The organism is Streptomyces pyxinae, from assembly GCF_024756275.1.
Taxonomy (GTDB): Bacteria; Actinomycetota; Actinomycetes; order Streptomycetales; family Streptomycetaceae; genus Streptomyces; species Streptomyces pyxinae.
In genome coordinates, this window is the sequence record NZ_JANUGQ010000001.1 from 541,465 (window position 1) to 559,334 (window position 17,870).

The 17,870-nt window shown below is 75.3% G+C and carries 15 protein-coding genes; 1 reads left to right on the forward strand and 14 read right to left on the reverse strand.

The genetic code is table 11. The features are described 5' to 3' along the window. Window positions 1–27: 27 nt before the first annotated feature. The 8 genes from NX801_RS02255 to NX801_RS02290 form a co-directional block, all read right to left on the reverse strand. Window positions 28–885 carry a hypothetical protein gene (locus NX801_RS02255; protein ID WP_258785007.1) on the reverse strand — a complete coding sequence of 286 codons (858 nt, stop codon included), beginning with the start codon at window positions 883–885 and terminating at the stop codon, window positions 28–30. Continuing rightward, the gene (locus tag NX801_RS02260) at window positions 882–2,243 is read right to left on the reverse strand and encodes an AI-2E family transporter (RefSeq protein ID WP_258785008.1); all 1,362 of its coding nucleotides are present in this window, start codon (window positions 2,241–2,243) and stop codon (window positions 882–884) included. Before NX801_RS02260 ends, NX801_RS02255 begins: the two co-directional genes overlap by 4 nt. A 178-nt stretch (window positions 2,244–2,421) precedes the next feature. Continuing rightward, a complete protein-coding gene (locus tag NX801_RS02265) occupies window positions 2,422–3,147 on the reverse strand; it encodes a lytic transglycosylase domain-containing protein (RefSeq protein WP_258785009.1) in 726 nt (241 codons plus the stop codon). Window positions 3,148–3,973: 826 nt separating this feature from the next. Beyond that, complete coding sequence (gene phoH2 / locus NX801_RS02270) at window positions 3,974–5,296, reverse strand: RNA 5'-3' helicase PhoH2 (RefSeq protein ID WP_258785010.1); 1,323 nt, start codon at window positions 5,294–5,296, stop codon at window positions 3,974–3,976. A 712-nt stretch (window positions 5,297–6,008) separates the two neighbouring features. Next, window positions 6,009–6,770, reverse strand: coding sequence for an isoprenyl transferase (locus NX801_RS02275; RefSeq protein WP_258785011.1), 762 nt, complete (start codon window positions 6,768–6,770; stop codon window positions 6,009–6,011). A gap of 1,017 nt (window positions 6,771–7,787) precedes the next feature. Then, complete coding sequence (locus NX801_RS02280) at window positions 7,788–9,308, reverse strand: DUF2079 domain-containing protein (protein WP_258785012.1); 1,521 nt, start codon at window positions 9,306–9,308, stop codon at window positions 7,788–7,790. An 89-nt stretch (window positions 9,309–9,397) separates the two neighbouring features. Beyond that, entirely contained in the window at window positions 9,398–10,153 is a 756-nt protein-coding gene (locus tag NX801_RS02285) for a prepilin peptidase (protein WP_258785013.1), read from the reverse strand. 606 nt (window positions 10,154–10,759) lie between these two features. Further along, complete coding sequence (locus NX801_RS02290; RefSeq protein WP_428986039.1) at window positions 10,760–11,908, reverse strand: hypothetical protein; 1,149 nt, start codon at window positions 11,906–11,908, stop codon at window positions 10,760–10,762. A 236-nt stretch (window positions 11,909–12,144) separates the two neighbouring features. On the opposite strand from NX801_RS02290, the gene NX801_RS02295 reads away from it, so the two are divergent. Next, window positions 12,145–12,564: a DUF192 domain-containing protein gene (locus NX801_RS02295; protein WP_258785014.1), complete on the forward strand. Its 420-nt coding sequence runs from the start codon at window positions 12,145–12,147 to the stop codon at window positions 12,562–12,564. A 141-nt stretch (window positions 12,565–12,705) separates the two neighbouring features. On the opposite strand, the gene NX801_RS02300 is transcribed toward NX801_RS02295, so the two are convergent. From NX801_RS02300 to NX801_RS02325, 6 genes are all read right to left on the reverse strand, one after another. Continuing rightward, the gene (locus NX801_RS02300) at window positions 12,706–13,371 is read right to left on the reverse strand and encodes an OmpA family protein (RefSeq protein WP_428986040.1); all 666 of its coding nucleotides are present in this window, start codon (window positions 13,369–13,371) and stop codon (window positions 12,706–12,708) included. An 8-nt stretch (window positions 13,372–13,379) separates the two neighbouring features. Next, window positions 13,380–13,988, reverse strand: a complete 609-nt coding sequence (locus NX801_RS02305; RefSeq protein WP_258785015.1) for a hypothetical protein — start codon at window positions 13,986–13,988, stop codon at window positions 13,380–13,382. Window positions 13,989–14,035: 47 nt separating this feature from the next. After that, on the reverse strand, window positions 14,036–14,809 hold the full coding sequence (locus NX801_RS02310) for a pilus assembly protein TadG-related protein (RefSeq protein WP_258785016.1): 774 nt from the start codon (window positions 14,807–14,809) through the stop codon (window positions 14,036–14,038). Then, window positions 14,809–15,030 (reverse strand): hypothetical protein, encoded by a 222-nt coding sequence (locus NX801_RS02315; RefSeq protein WP_258785017.1) that lies wholly within the window; start codon window positions 15,028–15,030, stop codon window positions 14,809–14,811. Before NX801_RS02315 ends, NX801_RS02310 begins: the two co-directional genes overlap by 1 nt. A gap of 256 nt (window positions 15,031–15,286) precedes the next feature. Beyond that, window positions 15,287–16,252, reverse strand: a complete 966-nt coding sequence (locus NX801_RS02320) for a response regulator (protein WP_258785018.1) — start codon at window positions 16,250–16,252, stop codon at window positions 15,287–15,289. A gap of 91 nt (window positions 16,253–16,343) precedes the next feature. Continuing rightward, window positions 16,344–17,849 (reverse strand): sensor histidine kinase, encoded by a 1,506-nt coding sequence (locus tag NX801_RS02325; protein WP_428986041.1) that lies wholly within the window; start codon window positions 17,847–17,849, stop codon window positions 16,344–16,346. Window positions 17,850–17,870: the final 21 nt, after the last annotated feature.

Consider the following 17,870-nt stretch of genomic DNA (forward strand, 5'->3'; position numbering starts at 1 on the left):
CGGTGCCGACCGCCCGGCCGGCAAGCGTCAGGTGCGCAGGCGGGTCATCAGGGTGCGGAGGTCCGTGACCATGTCGGGGCGGAGGGGTGCCAGGTCCCGCTGGTCCCCGAGCAGGGGCTCGCCCTTGGCGTCGTAGGCCATCTCCTGGCTGACGGTCAGCTCCAGCACGGCCGGCCCGTCCAGCACGAAGAGTTCCGCCCGGCCCTCCTGTGCCCGGAAGAAGGCCCGGTCGCCGAGGCCCGCGAGCGGCGACCACTCCGGCTCGGCGGCGAAAGGTCCCTTGATGAGCCGCGGCTCGAACTCCGGTGCCGGGTCGGTGCGCTTGTGGAGCTCGTAGTAGAGGTCGACGGAGTAGGACGGTGCCGTCGGGGCCGACGGCGACCCGTCGCCGCTCCGCGCGTACGACCGGGAGCAGTAGCTCTGGTCCAGCGCCTCGTGCCTGGTGTCCTCCGCGCCGGAGGTGCTCCGTTTGCGGCCGAGGGCCAGGCTCAGCGACCGCAGCTCGGCCAGGGCGCAGAGTTCACCGTCGGCGGACCGGTAGCCGTCCTGGTCCGGATGGTCCTGGGGGACGTACCGGAGAAAGGCGCCCGCCCAGAGCGCCGAGGCGAGCGCGGCCCCACCCAGCGCCCACAGCCAGGGGCGCCGGCCGGGGCGGCGGTCCGGCGGCCCGGCCGGGGGCGGGGGCGGTCCGGCGATCGGCCCGCCCCGCTCCGGCCCGCCCGGCTCCGGCCCGGATCGCCGGGGCCCGGGCACCTCCGGCCCCGACCGCCCGGTCCCGGGCGCCTCCGGCTCGAACCGCCCTGACCCGGGCGCCCCGGCCGGCCGGCGGTCCGGCGCCGGGTCCTCCTCGGGGGCGCCGCCGACCAGTTCGGGCTCGGATATCACTCGGGGTCACCCGGGACGCCCGGCGGCGGCGTGGGCGCCGTGGCGTGCGCCGTCGCCCCGTGCGGCTTCGGCAGATTGCGGAGCGCCTGCTCCTGGCTGTACGCGCGGAGGTAGCCGACCACCGTGTTGGTGACCGCGACCAGCGGCACCGCGACCACCGCGCCGCCGATGCCCGCCACCAGACCGCCCGCCGCCACCGCGAGGACCACGGCGAGCGGGTGGACCCGTACCGCCCGGCCCAGGATGAAGGGCTGGAGCACATGCCCCTCGATCTGCTGCACGGCCAGCACCACCACCAGCACCATCAGCGCGGTGAACACGCCCTGGGTGACCAGGGCGACGACCACCGCGAGGGCACCCGAGACGACCGCGCCGACCAGCGGGATGAAGGCGAACAGGAAGATGAAGACGGCGAGCGGCACGGCCATCGGGACATCGAGGAAGTAGATGCCGAGACCGATGAAGATGGCGTCGATCAGCGCGACGATCACCGTGCCGCGCACATAGGCGGTGAGGGTGCGCCAGGCGCGCGGTCCCGCGCCGGCGACACCCGGCCGCGCGGCGGCCGGCACCAGGCCGAGGACCCACTGCCAGACCTTCCTGCCGTCGTACAGCAGGAAGAGCGTGGAGAACATCGCCAGCAGTATCCCGGTCATGATCTCGACGATGACCGTCACCCCGGTGAGCCCGGCGGAGGTGATCTCCTCGGTGTTGGTGCCGATCGTCTCGCTGAGATTGGAGGCGATGTCGTTGATCTGCGACTCGGTGACATGGAACGGGCTGTCCAGCAGCCACTGCTTGAGTTCCTCGATGCCGTCCCGCACCCGGGCGGAGAGGGTGTCGAGGTTGTCCATCACCTGCCAGACCACGAACCACCCGACCAGCCCGAGCACCGCGAAGCCGAGGATCGCGGTGACGGCGGTGGCGAGCCCCCGGGGCAGCCCCGTCCGCTTGAGCCGGGCCACCGTCGGCTGGAGCAGCGCCGTGATCAGCAGCGCCGAGACAAAGGCGAGGATCACCAGTTGGACGGCGCTGATCACCTTCATCAGCACCCAGAGCGTGCCGGCCAGGACCAGCAGCCGCCAGCTCGCCTCGGCGGCGACCCGCATGCCCCAGGGGACGGCGGCCACCGGATCGGGCCGGGCGGCGACGGCGGGCGCGTACGAGGGGGGCGCGGGGACGCTCTCCACCCCGGGCGGCGGCTCGGCCGGGACGGCGGGACCGGCCGGACCGGAGGGGTCGGCCGTGAGGTCCTCGCTCTCCTCGGCCTCCTTGCGCGCCCGGCGCTCCTCCAGCCGCTGCCCCATATGAGTGAGTCGGGCACCCAGCCGGTCGAGCCACCCTGGCATCTTCGTCATGCTCTTCCCTCTTCCCCCGCCGCTCCCCGGAAGTCCCGGGACCTCGACAGCACCGCCGCCGCCCCGGAGCCCGGGATGGCGAATTCACGACGGTACACGGCCGGAGCCCCCCACCGTCGGACGGTGGGGGGCTCCGGGAAACCGTGCGGACCGGTCGGCCGGGGAAGGCCGGGGGCCGCTAGTACCAGCTGTTGGCCTGCCAGAAGCTCCAGGCGCCGCAGGGGCTGCCGTAGCGCTCGTTCATGTAGTTGAGGCCCCACTTGATCTGGGTGGCCGGGTTGCTGCGCCAGTCGGCACCCGCCGAGGCCATCTTGGATCCGGGCAGCGCCTGGACCAGGCCGTACGCGCCGGAGGAGGCGTTGGTCGCCCGGTAGTTCCAGGTGGACTCGTGGTTCACGATGTTGCTGAAGCACTGGAACTGGTCGCCCGGCACCATCTGGCGGGCCATCGCCTGCACATCGGAGACCGAGTAGGAGGACTGCGGCGCGAACTCGGAGGCGGAACGGGTCGCGGACCGGCTGGCGCGCTCCTCTTCCTTCTTCTCGCGCTCGGCCTTCTCCTTGGCCTCCTTCTCCGCCTTCTCCTTGGCCTCGGCGTCGGCGGCTTCCTTCTTCGCCGTCGCGTCCTTGGCGGCCTGGAGGCGGGCGGCCTCCTCGGCGGACTTCTGGGCGGCGGAGTCGGCGGCGGCGGCCTGCGCGTCGGCCTGCTGGGTCAGGGACGAGACCTGTACCCCTGCCTGCTGTCCGAGGGGAACGTCCGCCAGGAGAGTGGTGTCGGCCGCGGCGGCCTCGAAGTTGTCGTCGGGCACCTGAGTGCTGCCCGAGGCGACGCCCACGACGGCGCCGACGGTGGTGACCGCGGTGGCCGAAGCCACTGCGAACCCCCGGACCGAGATCCGGCTCACACGGTTTCCTTCCAGCGTCGCCCGCTTAGGTGACCTCGCGGGCGCGATCGTGCCCCTTGGCACAGGTCCCCCCACTGCTGGGTCACGGGGGACGCGGGCCCGGTGGGCTGCTCCCCTGCGGGAGCGCCGCGTGGTGCTGCGGGCGGCGTACGGCTGACAGGTCTTGAGTTGTGGGGTCCGCTCCCCTCGGACGCGCCCATGGGCGTGCCTCGGGATGCGGGTGTGCCGTACGCGGGGCCTGACGGAAGCAAGACTTTGCCGGAACCGGGCGGCGCAAGGCAATTCTTCACCGGGTGTGAAAGCTCACACCTCGTTCGTCCCGCCAGTTTCGGGGAATCCGATGCGCGCTCGGCCGCCGTCCGGATAAGCTCTCGGGCTTTGTCCGGAGCCCTCAACTCCGGGACATCGGAGGAGACTTCCCGAACGGCCCGGTACTTCGAGCTTGCCCCGTTACGTCCCCTCCACGGAGCCCGCGCCGGGCCCGGCACCTCCCGCTCCGCCCCCCGACCGTCCCCGGTCGGCGTGTCGCGGCCGTGGCGACCACCGGGACCACCGGGACCACCGGGACCACCGGGACCACCGGGACCACCGGGACCACCGGGACCACCGGGACCACCGGGACCACCGGGATTGTTGGGGCCGTTGGGGCCGTTGGGGCCGTTGGGGCCGTTGGGGCCACCGGAACCGGCGAACACCCGCCGGGTCCGCCGGATATGCCGGACATGCCGGACCGCGCACACCGGACGGTGCGCGCGGTCCTTGTTCTCCGGGTTCTCCGGGTCTCCGGGTCTCCGGGATTCCGGACGCCGGACGTCCGGGCGGTGGGTCAGATCTGGACGTCCTCCAGCATCTCGGTCACCAGGGCGGCGATCTGGGAGCGCTCCGACCGGGCGAGGGTGACATGCGCGAAGAGCGGATGCCCCTTCAGCTTCTCCACGACGGCGACGACTCCGTCGTACCGGCCGACCCGCAGGTTGTCCCGCTGGGCCACGTCATGGGTGAGGACCACCCGGGAGTTCGCCCCGATCCGGGACAGCACGGTCAGCAGGACGTTCCGCTCCAGCGACTGGGCCTCGTCCACGATGACGAAGGCGTCGTGGAGCGAGCGGCCCCGGATGTGGGTGAGCGGCAGGACCTCCAGCATGCCTCTGCCCAGCACCTCGTCGATGACCTCGCGGCCGGCCACCGCCGAGAGCGTGTCGAAGACCGCCTGCGCCCAGGGGTTCATCTTCTCGGCCTCGGTGCCCGGCAGATAGCCCAGCTCCTGCCCGCCCACCGCGTACAGCGGCCGGAAGACCATCACCTTCTGATGCTGACGCCGCTCCAGCACCGCTTCCAGACCGGCGCAGAGGGCCAGCGCCGACTTGCCGGTGCCGGCCCGGCCGCCCAGCGAGACGATGCCGACCTCCGGGTCGAGGAGCAGGTCGAGCGCGATGCGCTGCTCGGCGCTGCGCCCCCGGATGCCGAACGCCTCCCGGTCGCCGCGGACCAGGCGTACCGTTCCTTCGGGCGTGACCCGGCCGAGCGCCTTGCCGCGCTCGGACTGGAGCACCAGACCGGTGTGCACCGGCAGGCCGTCGGCCTCCGGGACCCGCAGGATCTCCTCGGCGTACAGCAGGTCGATCTGCTCGGCCGTCAGCGGCAGCTCGGTCATACCGGTCCAGCCGGAGTCGGTGATGGCGAGCTCCGCGCGGTACTCCTCGGCCAGCAGGCCGACGGAGGACGCCTTGATGCGCAGCGGCAGGTCCTTGGAGACGACGGTGACGTCGTACCCCTCGGCCTGGAGGTTGCGGGCGACGGCGAGGATCCGCGCGTCGTTGTCACCGAGGCGGTAGCCGGCCGGCAGCACGCTGGCGTCCGAGTGGTTGAGCTCCACGCGCAGGGTCCCGCCGAGCTCCCCGACGGGCAGCGGGACGTCGAGACGGCCGAACCGGACCCGGAGGTCGTCCAGCAGGCGTAGCGCCTGCCGGGCGAAATAGCCGAGTTCGGGATGGTGCCGCTTGGCCTCCAGTTCCGTGACGACCACGATCGGGAGCACGACCTCGTGCTCGTCGAAGCGGGACACGGCGTTGGGATCGGCCAGCAGGACGCTGGTGTCGAGAACATAGGTGCGCCTGTCGGACATACGGCGCTTTGTGCTGGTCACCACGGAAGGACGTACCCCCTCGGATCAGGTCGGGGTGCGACGGCGGCGCGCCGGGCGCCGCGGGGGGATGGGCCAGGAAGCGGGCCACGACGCCCGGACCGGCGGGCGGTCCCCGGCGTCGTCCGTGCGCGGACGGCACGGTTCGCACGGCGGTGGTCCTGGTGCAAAGGGCCTCCCTGGGTGGGCGGGCTCCTGCCGCTCACTCAGGGAGGGATATTCCCTCCAACGCGCGGGGCCATGCCATGGCATATGACGACGCGTCGGTGAACGCCGGGTGACCGGCGTGAACTCCCGGTGGCCGGCGGCGGTAGGACCGGGGGCCGGAGCGGGTGCCACCAGGGCGGGGCGGTGATACGGCCCCGGGGCCGGCCGGTACGGCCCGGGGGCGGCCCCGCGGGTGAGGCGGGGCGGCCCCCGGCCGGGCCCGAACCGCGCGGCTGCGCCGTCCGGGTGAGGCCGGGTGTTGGGGTACGGGTGGCCGCGGAAGGCGGTCCGCAAACCACCGGATCGGGCGACGGATCGCCGCTCCGGGCGACCGGGGCCGGGCGACCGGGCGCCGGCGACCTCGGGACCGGGTGCCGGCTTCCCGGCGACCGCGGGGCCGGGTTGCCGGAGGGCCGGGGTTACCGGCGACCGCGGGGCCGGGGGCCGGGTTACCGGAGACCCGGGCGGCCCCGGGGTCGGGGCCGGGATGCCGGGCTCCCGGGCGGCGCGGTCAGGTGCCGTAGCGGCGGTGGCGGGCGGCGTAGTCGCGCAGCGCCCGCAGGAAGTCGACCTTGCGGAAGGCCGGCCAGTGGACCTCGCAGAAGTAGTACTCGGAGTGGGCGCTCTGCCAGAGCATGAAGCCCGAGAGCCGCTGCTCCCCGCTGGTGCGGATCACCAGGTCCGGGTCGGGCTGGCCCCGGGTGTAGAGGTGCTCCGCGATCAGGTCGATGTCGACGACCTCGGCCAGCTCCTCGAAGCTCGTGCCCTTCGCCGCGTGCTCCAGGAGCAGCGAGCGCACCGCGTCCGCGATCTCCTGCCGGCCGCCGTAACCGACGGCCACGTTGACGAGTATGCCCGTGTTGTTCCGGGTGGCCTGTGCGGCCTCCTTCAGCACGGTCTGGGTGCGGGCGGGCAGCAGATCGAGGCCACCCACATGGTGGACGCGCCAGCGGCCGTCGGCGGCGAGCGCCCGTACGGCGCCCTCGATGATGCCGAGGAGCGGGACCAGCTGCTCCTCGGGGCGGTTGAGGTTGTCGGTGGAGAGCATCCAGAGGGTGACGACCTCGACATCCGTCTCGGCGCACCAGCCCAGCAGCTCCTGGATCTTGCTCGCCCCGGCCTGGTGCCCCTGCTCGGGCGTGCCGCCGGACGCCTTGGCCCAGCGCCGGTTGCCGTCGAGGATGACGCCGATGTGCTTGGGCACCTGATCGTGGTCGAGGCGGCCCTCCACCCGGTGTGCGTAGAGCCGGTACACCAGGTCGCGCAAGTTCACCGATTCTCACCTCTCGATTTTTCTGGGGTCCCGGGGCTTCCCCGGGCCGCCCGGGGGCCCGCCCATCCGTCCCGGAGTCGGGAGGTACGGCGTCGGCCCGGGGGAAGGCGGCACGGCTCTCGGCCTCGGCTCGCCATGGGGTTCCCGAGTCCGCCACATTACTGGGCGGGGGTCACAGCCACCCAACCCGGTCTGTCACAGCTCCGTGATAAGGAGGGCCACCCGCCTGATACCCCCTCATACCGTGCGGCCGGCGAGCGCCCCGGCGCCGTGGCGCGCCGCCGGTGCCCGCGCGGTGGTCCGGGACCGCCCGCCGCCCCCCACCCGGGCCGGGGCTCCCTGGTGTCTCCGCCGGGACCGGCTCCGCCTCCCTCCGGGCCGTGGGGGGCGGCGGAGACGGGCTCGTACGTGTGTGTCTATGTGTGTATGTGGTACGTGCTTACGCCTGTCCGCCCGCGCCGCTCGGGGTCTCATCGGGGCCGCCGGAGCTCGCGCCGGGCGGCCGGGATCGCGCGGGGGGGGCGGCCGGGGTTCGCCGGGGGCGGTCGGGTGACGGAGTGCGCCGGTGTCTGCCGCGGCCGGCGAGGGCGGCGGGGGCGGACCCCGGAGGCGGGCCGGGCCGGGAAAGAGAAACGGGCCGGTCCGTGGGGGGGGATACGGACCGGCCCGAGGGGGGGTTTCCACCATAACCCTTCGTAAGGGCCGGCGGGTGCCACGACAGGCCGCGATGACTCGCTGGAGTCGGAAATCCCCAGTACGGACGGCCGCGTGGCCGGGCAGGAGCGGTCACCCGGCCCTCTTTCGCCACTCCGGTGCGTCACCCTTGCGGAAGTGCGCCCGGTTGACGCCCCGGCGGTACTCCTTCGGCGGCCCGCGTCCGCCGGCGCGGAAACCGGGCGGCCGGCGCCGGGGGCGGGCGGCCCGGACGGGACCGGGTGAGCCGGTGCGAGCCGGGGTGAGCCGCGTGAGCCGGGCGGTCCCGAGCGGTACCGGGCGGCCCGGGTCGGCCCCGGGCGGTCAGCCGTGCCGGAGCAGGGTGATCCCGTCCCGCTCGGCCACCAGGGTGTAGCCGTACGACCGCCGGGCGGCGGCGAGTTCGGCCTCCTGCTGCTGCGGCGGATAGGGCCAGTGCCCGGTGCGGTACGGCCATGCCTCGGGCGCGCGGCGGTCGTGGACGATCCACTCGGCGGTCGGCGGCGGCAGCCGCTTCCGGTCGTACTCGTAGAGCCTGCCCGCCACCGGGAAGGTCGGGAAGATCACCACGGTGCAGCGCGCGGTGAGCTGGGGGGCCAGCCGGTTGGAGGCGGCCACCGTCGCCCCGTCCGGGATCCGGGCGAGCAGGGCCCGGGCGGCCTGGATGTGCGGGGTGGTCCGCCAGGTGGCCCGCTGGGCGAGCTGGGCCAGCGGGAAGGACGGCAGCAGCACCAGGGTGACCCCGAGCACGGTGGCGAGCGAGGCCCGGACGTGCCGGGCGGCGGCCGGACCGCCGGCGCGGCGCCAGGGGGTGAGCGCGTCGATCAGCCCGGCGAGGACGACGGGCATCAGCACCGCGCTGTAGTGGAAGGCGGTGCCCCAGTGGAAGCCGTTGGCCGAGAACATCCGCCAGGTGAGGGTCGGCAGGGCGATCAGCGCGAGCGGGGAGCGCAGGGCGAGCAACGCGGACGGGGCGAAGACCAGCACCAGGGTGGTCGCCTTGACCTCCGGGCGCAGCGCGTCGAGCGGGGCGTGCGCCAGCGTGCCGAGCAGGGAGCCGTACCCCTCGCCGAGGTTGTCGCCGTGCGCGTAGCCGCCGCCCGGGTTGAAGGCGGGGAGCAGCAGTTCGATCTCGGCCAGCGAGCCGCCGAGCCCGGCCGCGACGGTGAGGAGGCCGAGCCTGCGGGGGCCCTTGACGGCGATGTACGCGCCGACGGCGGCGAGGGTGAGCCCCAGGTCCTCCTTGACCAGCAGCAGGGGCGCCGCCCAGGCGACGGCGGGGCCCCAGCGCCGGGCGCCGAGCGCCGCGAGGGACCAGGCGAGCAGCGGCACGGCCAGCGCGACCTCGTGGAAGTCGAAGGCGGCGGCCGAGGCGACGCCCCAGCTCAGCCCGTAGCCGGCGGCGACGGCATGGGCGGAGCGCGGCCCCAGCGCGCGGGCCGCCCAGCGGGCGAGCGGCACCACGGCGAGGGCCAGCAGCGCGGACTGGGCGACGAGCAGACAGAGCGGGGACGGCCAGAGCCGGTAGAACGGGGCGAGTACGGCGAGCAGCGGGTGGAAGTGGTCGCCCAGCAGGTTGAAGTTCTCACCGCGCAGCGGGACGACCGGCGCCCGCAGCTCGGCGTAGGCACGGACCGCCTGCTCGAAGATGCCCAGGTCGTAGCCGGTGGTGCGGAGCAGGGCATGGCGGCGCACGGCGACCGTGGCGTAGAGCGCGAACAGGCCCGCCGCCCAGGCCCAGGGGAGCAGGGCGGCGGCCGGGCGGCAGGCGGTCGGTTCTCCGGCGGGGGCGGGGAGGACGGCGTCGGCCGGATCCCGGTGCACAGTGTCAGGGAATGTCCGCATACGCCGGAATGCTAGGCGGGTGGAACGCCGGGCCCGGTGAGGCCGGGAGCGTGGTGCGGGTCATCGGGGATCCCCGGGCCCGGAGGCCGTCAGGGGTTCGCCGCGAGGGCGGCGAGGAGCAGGGCGGCCAGGGTGCCGCCGAGCATGAAGGGGCCGAAGGGGATGGCGCTCCGGCGGCTCGCGCGGCGCAGCAGGATCAGCGCCAGCCCGTACACCGCGCCGAGGACGAAGCCCGCGAACGCGCCGAGGAAGAGCACGCCCCAGCCGTACCAGCCGAGCGCGACGCCCAGGCCGAGGGCGAGCTTCACGTCCCCGAAGCCCAGGCCGGCCGGGTTGACCAGGAACAGCACGCCGTAGCCGGCGCCCAGGACCAGCCCGCCGAGCAGGGCGGTGGTCCAGGAGCCCCGGTGGCCCGGCAGCAGGGCCGCGGCGCCGAGCAGTACGGCCGTCCCGGCGGCGAGCGGCAGGGTCAGCCGGTCCGGCAGCCGGTGGACCCGGGCGTCGACCAGCGCCAGCAGCACCGCGACCGGCGCCGCCGCCAGCCATCCGGCCAGCTCCGGGCGCGGCCCGGTGGCGGCGGCGAGGGCCGCGCAGACCAGCGCGGTCACCACCGGTGCCGTACGGGCGCCCGGGGTGCCCGGGCCGGCGGGGCCCGCCCCGGCACAGGCTCCGCACCGGCCGGCGCCGAGCCAGCCGCCGGCCGGACCGGTGAAGGGGTGCCCGGCCGGGCAGCTGTCCCGCCACGGCTCCTCCGGCTCGACGGCCAGCCGGTAGGCGGCACGCGGCAGCAGCGACCCGGTGGCGGCGCCCCAGAGGGTGGCGGCGGCGATCAGCAACGCGTACACGCGCCGACCCTAGGGCGGCCCGCCGCGCAGGTCATGGGCCCACGGACCCAGGCCGGGACCCAGCCGGACACGACCCGGACGAGCGGGGCCCGGGGCCCGGGCGGACGACTGTCCGGGCGGGCGCGGCCCGGGCGGACGGCGCCCCAGTCGGACCCAGCCCGAGGCAGACGGGGCCTGGGCGGCGCGGCCCGGTGGCCGGAGCCCGGACGGACGACGGCCCGGCCGAATGCGGCCCGGGAGGACGGGGCCTGGGCGGACGGAGCCCGGTCGGACGCGGCTCACCGGGACGACCCGGACCGACAGAGCCCGCACGGAAGCGGCTCCGGCGGACGCGGCCCGGGCGGCGGGACCTGGCCGGACGTAACCCGGGCAGGCCCCGGACGCGGCTCGGCCGGACGGAGCCCGGGCGGGCGCGGCCCGGAAAGACGGGACCCAACCGGACGGGGCCCGGACGGGGCGCGGCTCGGACGGACACGACCCGGGCGCGGCCCGGACGGTGACCCAGCCGGACGCGGCTCAGCCGGACGCGGCCCGGGCGGGCGGGACCCAGCGGACCGGCCCCGGGCGGGCGCTACGGCGGGCCGGCCAGGCGCCGGTCCCGCTCGGCTACGGCGGGCCGGAGCCGAGCAGGGTCAGCGCCCCGTAGACCCCCGAGGCGACCGCCAGCGGGGCCAGCACCAGCGCCGTGCGCCGGTCCCGGAGCCGGGCCAGCGCCACCGCCGCCGGAAGCAGCAGCGGGAAGGCGGGCATCATCAGCCGGGGCCGGGAGCCGAAGTAGGCGGCGCCGATCAGCGAGACCACCACCAGCGTCAGCGTGTACACCAGCACCGGGAGCGGCTGGCGCTGCCGGACGCAGAGCAGGCACACCCAGCCGACCAGCGCCAGCGCGGCGAGCAGCCCGACTCCGGCGAGCGGCGCCGGACCGGTCAGATTGGCCCAGATGAAACGGGCGAGGGCGACTCCCCCGTCGACGCTGTTGCCCCAGGCGGCCTGGATCTCGAAGTACGCGGTGGGGCTGGACCGGCGGACCGCCACGAACACCACGTATCCGAGCCAGCCCAGCGGGGCGAGCAGCACCCCCGCGACCATCCGGAGCCCGGCCCGGCGCTCCCGCACCGCCCGCACCACCGCCGTCACACCGAGCGCGGCAATCAGCGCGACGGCCGACGGACGGGTGAGCCCGGCCACCGCGCAGAGGGCGCCCGCCAGGATCCACCGGTCGCGCAGCACCGCGTAGAGCGACCAGGCGGCGAAGGCGGTGAAGAGCGTCTCGGTGTACGCCATGGACTGGACGAACGCCGTCGGATACCCGCCCCAGAGCACGGCCAGCAGCACCCCCGCCCGCCGCCCGGCGACCAGCGTCCCGACCGCGTACATCCCCCAGGCGGCCCCCAGCGCCGCTGTCCAGGAGACCAGCAGCCCCGCCTCACCGGCCGTCAGCGGCAGCACCGCCGACAGGCCCCGCTCCAGGGCGGGCAGCAGCGGGAAGAAGGCCAGGTCGGAGTGGACCGCCCCGTCCGGCAGGGTGGCCTGGTACCCGTATCCGTGCTCGGCGATCCGGGCGTACCAGACCGCGTCCCAGCGGCCGGTGAGCCGGTGCCACGCGTCCTCGCCGGCCGGCACGGCGGCGACGGCGAGCGCCAGCAGACCCACCAGGCGGACCGCCGCGTATCCGGCCAGCGCGACCAGGGCACCGCGCCCCGCGACGGCACCCCGGCCGGCGGGCGGTACCGCACGGTCATTCCGGTCGATCAAGGTGTTCTGCGCGTTCCGGGATTCTCGGCCTCTCCGGGCTTTCCGGTCCAGGAGCTGGGACATGCGGTCGATTATGTCGGTACCCGCCGACAACCGGCCCGGGGCCGGTGAGGGGCCCGGTGGGGAGGCCCGGTCCGGCGGCCTCGGACCCGTACGGCGAAGCCCGTGAAGGCGGTGAAGGCAGCGAAGGCGGTGAAGCCGGCCGGTGCGGGGCCCGGCGGCGGTACGGTCGGGCCATGGGGAAGGACAGGGACGGCAGGGGCAGGAGCAGGGGCAGGAGCACAGGCCCGGGCACGGGGGCGGGGAAGTGGCGGGACGGGGCGGCCACCCTGACGGTGCCGGACCGGCCGGACGCGCGAGTGCCGCTGGAGATCGCCGCCTCCTACCGGACCCGCGCCCGGGGGCTGCTGGGCCGGGACGGGGTGACGGGCGCGCTGCTGCTGACGCCGTGCGCGAGCGTGCACACCTTCCGGATGCGGTTCGCCATCGATGTGGCCTATCTGGACCGGCGGCTGGCCGTTCTCGCCGTCCGGACCATGCCGCCGGGCCGGCTGGGACTCCCCCGGCTCCGTGCCCGCCATGTGCTGGAGGCCGAGGCGGGCGCCCTGGCCCGCTGGGGCGTCCGCCCCGGCACCCGGCTGACGATCGGCCCCTGAGCGACGCCGCCGGGGGCGGCCCTCGGGAGCGACCCCCGGGGCCCCGGGCCGGGCGGCCCCGGGGCCGGTGTGCGTCGCCAGGGGCCCGCCGGTGTCAGCCGGCGGGGCGGGCCGGGGTGAGCCGCCGGGAGCCCGTCGGTGTCAGCTCGCGGAGCCGCCGTCCGTGCGCGGGAAGGACACCTCCACCCGCCGGTTCTTCTTCCGGCCCTCCTCGGTGGCGTTGTCCGCGATCGGGTACTGCTCGCCGTAGCCCCGGATCTCGTAGTTGAGCCCCGGCAGTTGCTTGGACAGCACGCCGTGCACGGCCGCCGCCCGCTGCTTGGACAGCACATCGCCGTGGGCCGAGGTGCCGAGGTTGTCGGTGAAGCCGAAGATCCGCACCCGCTGGGACCCCTGCCGCCGGATCTCGGCCGCGATCCCGGCGATCCGGGCGGTGGCCTCGCCGCCGAGCACCGCGCTGTCCCTGCCGAACAGCACCTCGGCCTGGAGCGCCAGCTTCACCTGCACATTGGTGTCCTCCCGGCGCTCCTCGCCGCCCTTGTCCTCCACGACCTGGACGAGGTCCAGCACCTTGGGGGCGGCGAGGGTCCCGCCGTCGGGCATCTTCAGATCGGGGTCGCGGCCGTCCACCTGTACGGGCGGCACCGCCGAGGCCTCGGTGCCGGGCGGCACGCTCGGGCCGCCGTCGGCCGCGACGGGCCCGGCGCCGAACAGCGCGGCACCGGTCAGCAGTACGGCCGCCGCGAGGCACGTGCCGGCGGGCGGCACCGGCCCCCGGCGGGTGGTGGAGCGAGGCATCCGGGTCATCGCCGGCCTCACCCGGAGATCTTGATCGAGGCGGTGTCGAAGGTCGGCAGCGTGAAGTCGACCTCGGTGGTGCCGTTCGGCGGGGCCGGGAACTGCATGAACACCGGCGTCGACGTACCGGCCTGGAGCGGGGTGATCCCCGTGGTGCACAGGCAGCGGCCGTCGGTGTCCCGGAGGACGTAGTAGCGCTTGCGCCCGGCCGGGTCGACCAGCGAGGCGCCCGCCACGGAGTTGGGGTTGGCCGCCACCACGGCGCTCTCCGAACCGGCCCAGCCCCCGGTGTTCCGTACCTGGTCGCCGTCGTTGCGGATGACCCCGCTCACCGTGACGAAGCCTCCGGAGTCCCGCTCCACCTGGTTGATGACGAGCACCACCTGACCCTGTCCCCGGACCTCGGCCAGCGTCACCGCGGGCCCGGGGCTGCCCTGGCCCGCGGCGTCCGGGGTCCCGGCCTTGCCGTCACCGGCTCCGTCACCGGCCCCGTCGGCGGACGAGGAGGCGCCGGCCTTCCGGCCTCCGCCGTCGTCCGCTCCACAGCCCGCGACGGCGAGGGACAGCACGGCCGTCAGGGCGACGGCCGCGGCCGGACTTCGGAGGGTGGTGCGCCGCATGCTCATGGGGATCCGGTTTCCTTTTCTGATTCTGGTTGTTCGCTGCTGCCGGCTCAATCGACCAGACGCACGCCGAAGAGTTCCTTGCCGAGTTCGGCCCAGACGTCCGGGTCGAACGGCTGGGCGGGATCGAGGGAGAAGGGGTCCGAGCCGTCGCACCGGAAGGTGACGGGACCGGGTGCCTCGGGGGTGTCCGGGCGCTCACCGCCGCCCTCCGTGCTCCCGGTGTCCCCGCCCGTTCCCCCCGCGCCGCCGTTCGCTCCCCCGGTGGCGCCCGTACCACCGCTCGTCCCGGCCGTGCCGCCGCTCGGGCCGCCGGAGGCGGCCCCTCCGTCCGGTTCCCCGGGGGCCGGCTGCCAGTCGCAGCGGAACTCGACGGCCGCGGTGGCACCCGCCGTGGCGTGCCGCTGCTCGGTGCCGGGGAGCACCGAGTCACCGACCGTGTAGCGGGTGCGCACCTCGACGGTGACCTCGTCCCGCCGGACGCCGCTGTCCCAGGAGCATGAACCCGCCACCACGTCCGAGCGGTTGAGCCCGGCCAGCCGCTGGGCCTCGCCGCAGGTGTCGCCGGTGAAGTGGGCGCCCCGGAAGTAGCCGTCCAGGCCGTCGGGCAGGGCGAGCGCCGCGAAGAAGAGCGGGCCCATCAGCGCACGGGCCTCCTGGGCGGCGCCCAGCGCGGCGGCGTCGGCCGCGCTCTGCGCCCCGTTGCGGGTGGCCGAAGCCTTGCCGACTGCAAAGAAGACCAACGCGAGAAAGAGCAGGCCCGCCACCGTCATCACATAGACGGGGAAAGCCTGCCCTCGCTCGTCGCGGCGCGCCCTGGTCATCAGCCGGCCGTGATGCTGTTGACGAGGCCGGTGATCCGGGCGGTGATGGCGCTGCCGATGCCGGAGGCCACCATGCCGCCGATGATCGCGACGACCACCAGGATGATGCCGAGGTACTCGAAGGCCGTCTGGCCGCGGTCGCCCCGGTCGTGGATCTTCGTCAGGGCGGTACGGGCCCAGCCGTGGACGCGGACGGCGGTGGCCAGGGTGATCTTCGACATGGTGTTCCCCTCCGGGGTGCGGCCGGCCGGCGGCCGGACGACGGGTAAGCCCCCGAAGTGCCACCCGGCGGTACCGCTCCGCACTCCGCCGGGGCCCTCGGAGACCCGGGAAAGGTACGTCCGGCGGGGACGCGCGCCGAAGGGCCCCTGGGCCCAACGGGGGGCCCAAAGTACGGCGTGTCCCCCGGCTCCGGCGCCTCGCCCCGCGGCTCCCCCGCGCCCGGCGGCCCGCTCGCCCGTGCGCCCGCTCAGGAGCTCACCCATGGCCGGCCTCCCCCACGGACCCGGGCGGCGGGGACGGAGCCGTACCGATCCACCGGGCGATGGCCTCGCTGCGGCTTCCGCTGTGCAACTTGCCGAAGATCCGGTTGATGTGGTTCTTCACGGTCTTCTCGCTGATGAAGCAGGTGGCGGCGATCTGCTGGTTGCTCATCCCGGACGCGATCAGGTCCATGACCTCCACCTCCCGTGAACTCAGGCCGTACACAGGCTTGTTGACGACCCGTCGGGTCACCGGTGATGGTGAAGACTGTGCCACAGTCGGTTGCATTCGCGAAAGCCCCCCAGGTCGTCCCGGGGACCGGCCGGCCGTCGGACCCCCGGCCTCCGGACCCTCGGACTCCGGGCCGGCGGACTCCGGGCCGGCGGACTCCGGGCCGGCGGCGCCCCCGTCGGCCCGGACCTCCTCGCGTACGTGCCGGAGCAGGGCGTCGGCGGCGGTGACCGTGAAGTGGGCCCGGCCCGCGCAGAGATCACGGACGGCCTGGACGAGCCGGTCGGCGGTGAACTCCCCGTGCACCAAGTACCCCCCGGCGCCCCGCCGGAGGGCCTCGCGCACGATCTCGCTCTCCCCGCTGTAGGTGAGCATCAGCACCGCCGAGATCCCCACCAGGTGCGGCAGGGCGGACAGTCCGTCGACCCCGGGCATCCGGACGTCGAGCAGCACCAGGTCCGGACGGTGGCGCAGCGCCGCCTCGCAGGCCCGGCGTCCGTCGGCCGCCTCGGCCACCACCCGGATGCCGTCCCGCCCGTCCAGCAGGGCGGTGAGGCCGGCCCGTACGACGGGGTTGTCGTCGGCCACCACGACCCGCAGCGGCTCCGGGGGCTCCGGCACCGGCCCGGCGGGGAGGGCCGGGGGGCCCTGGGCGCCCGGGGGACCCGGCGGGGCGGCTTCGGGCGCCCCGGTTCCGGGGTGCGGCACACGGGTGCGGTCGGCGGGCATCCGTGGCCTCCTCTCTGTTCTCCGGGTCTCCGGGTCTCCGGGGTGGGCGGTACGCGTTCCACCGGACTCGACCGGACGGACGGTGACGGGCTCAGCGCGGCCGGGAGGCGCCCGCGGACGGCCGGGGCCCGGCGGGCCCCCGGGCGACGGCCGGGGCGCGCGGCGGAGCGGCACGCAGCGCGGCGACGGGAAGCTCCACGCGTACCTCCGTCCCGGTCGCCCCGGCCATGGCGGTCAGGCCGGTCGTCCCGGCCGCCCCGGTCGGGGAGCGGCCCCGGCCGATGTCGATCCGGGCGCCGATCGAGGCGGCCCGCTCCACCATGCCGACCAGCCCGAAGTGCCCGGTGTCGGCGAGGGTTTCGAGGGTGGTGCCAGCCGGAAGCCCCCGTCCGTCGTCGCGCACGCTCAGCCGGAGGTCGCCGTCCAGCACCCCGAGGGCGACCTCGACGGCCGTGCACCGGGCGTGCCGGCCCGCGTTCTCCAGGGCCTCCGCCGCGATGGCCAGCAACTGCCGGGCCACGGGCCGGGGTACCGGCGGCGCGGCCCGGTCACCGGTCCGGCGGAACGCCGTCGGCAGGCCGTACCGCTGCTCGAAGTCCTCCGCCATGGCGAGGAGTTCGCCGGCCAGGTCGTCGCCGTGGGTCAGCCCGGACGACCGGCGGAGGTCGGAGAGCAGCTCCCGGGCCTCGGCCGCCGCGCGCCGGGCGGACCGGGCGACCAGTTCGGCCTGGCGTCCGACGGTGGCCGGATCGGTGCGGGACGCCGAGTGGGCGAGGCCGTCGGCCGCGAGCGCGAGCCCGTACAGCGTCTTGGCCACCGAGTCGTGCATCTCCCGGGCCAGCCGCCGCCGTTCCGCCTCGACGGCCTCGTTCACCGCGAGCCGGGCGCGGGTCTCGGTGAGCGCCTGGCTCGCCCGGCCGAACCGGAGCAGCAGATTGCGCAGGGTGACGCCGAGCGCGCCGGTGATGACACAGAAGCCGGGGAGCAGCAGGGCCGTGGCGTCACCGGCCGACAGCTTCGGATCGGCGGCGTACACACCGAAGACGATCAGCGTCTGGAGGGCGGCGAAGACCGCGGCCACCCGCCAGCCCCGGATCAGCCCGGCCAGCAGCGGCGTACAGACGGTGACATAGGCGAGGGTGGACTCCGGGGTGGCCGTGACCAGGAGCAGGGCGCCGAAGGCGGTGTCGACACCCAGCAGCCAGGGGTGGCGCAGCAGCAGCGGCCCGAAGCGCTCCCAGTCCCGGAAGAGGGCGTACGAGACCATGAAGGTGACCAGGACGGCGGCACCGACCAGCCACTTCGCCAGGCCGTCGGCGGCGCCGTCCACGGCGAACGGGGTCGCCATGCCGATCATGGCCAGCCGGAGGCCGAACACCTGGCGGCAGAGCGCCTGGAGGGCGTTGACCTGGAGGGCGACCCCCGGGCGGTCTCCGGGGCGGTCTCCGGGCCCGGGCCCCCTGCCGGTCCCGGCGGCTCCGGGGAGCCCGGAAGATCCGGAAGGTTCGGGCGTGGCTCCGGCGGCACCGGAGATTCCGGTGGCCGGTCCGCCGCGCGGCCGTGGCGACCGTAACCCTCTCAACGCCCTGAATCCCATGGCCGGTTCCTCCTCCCTCGC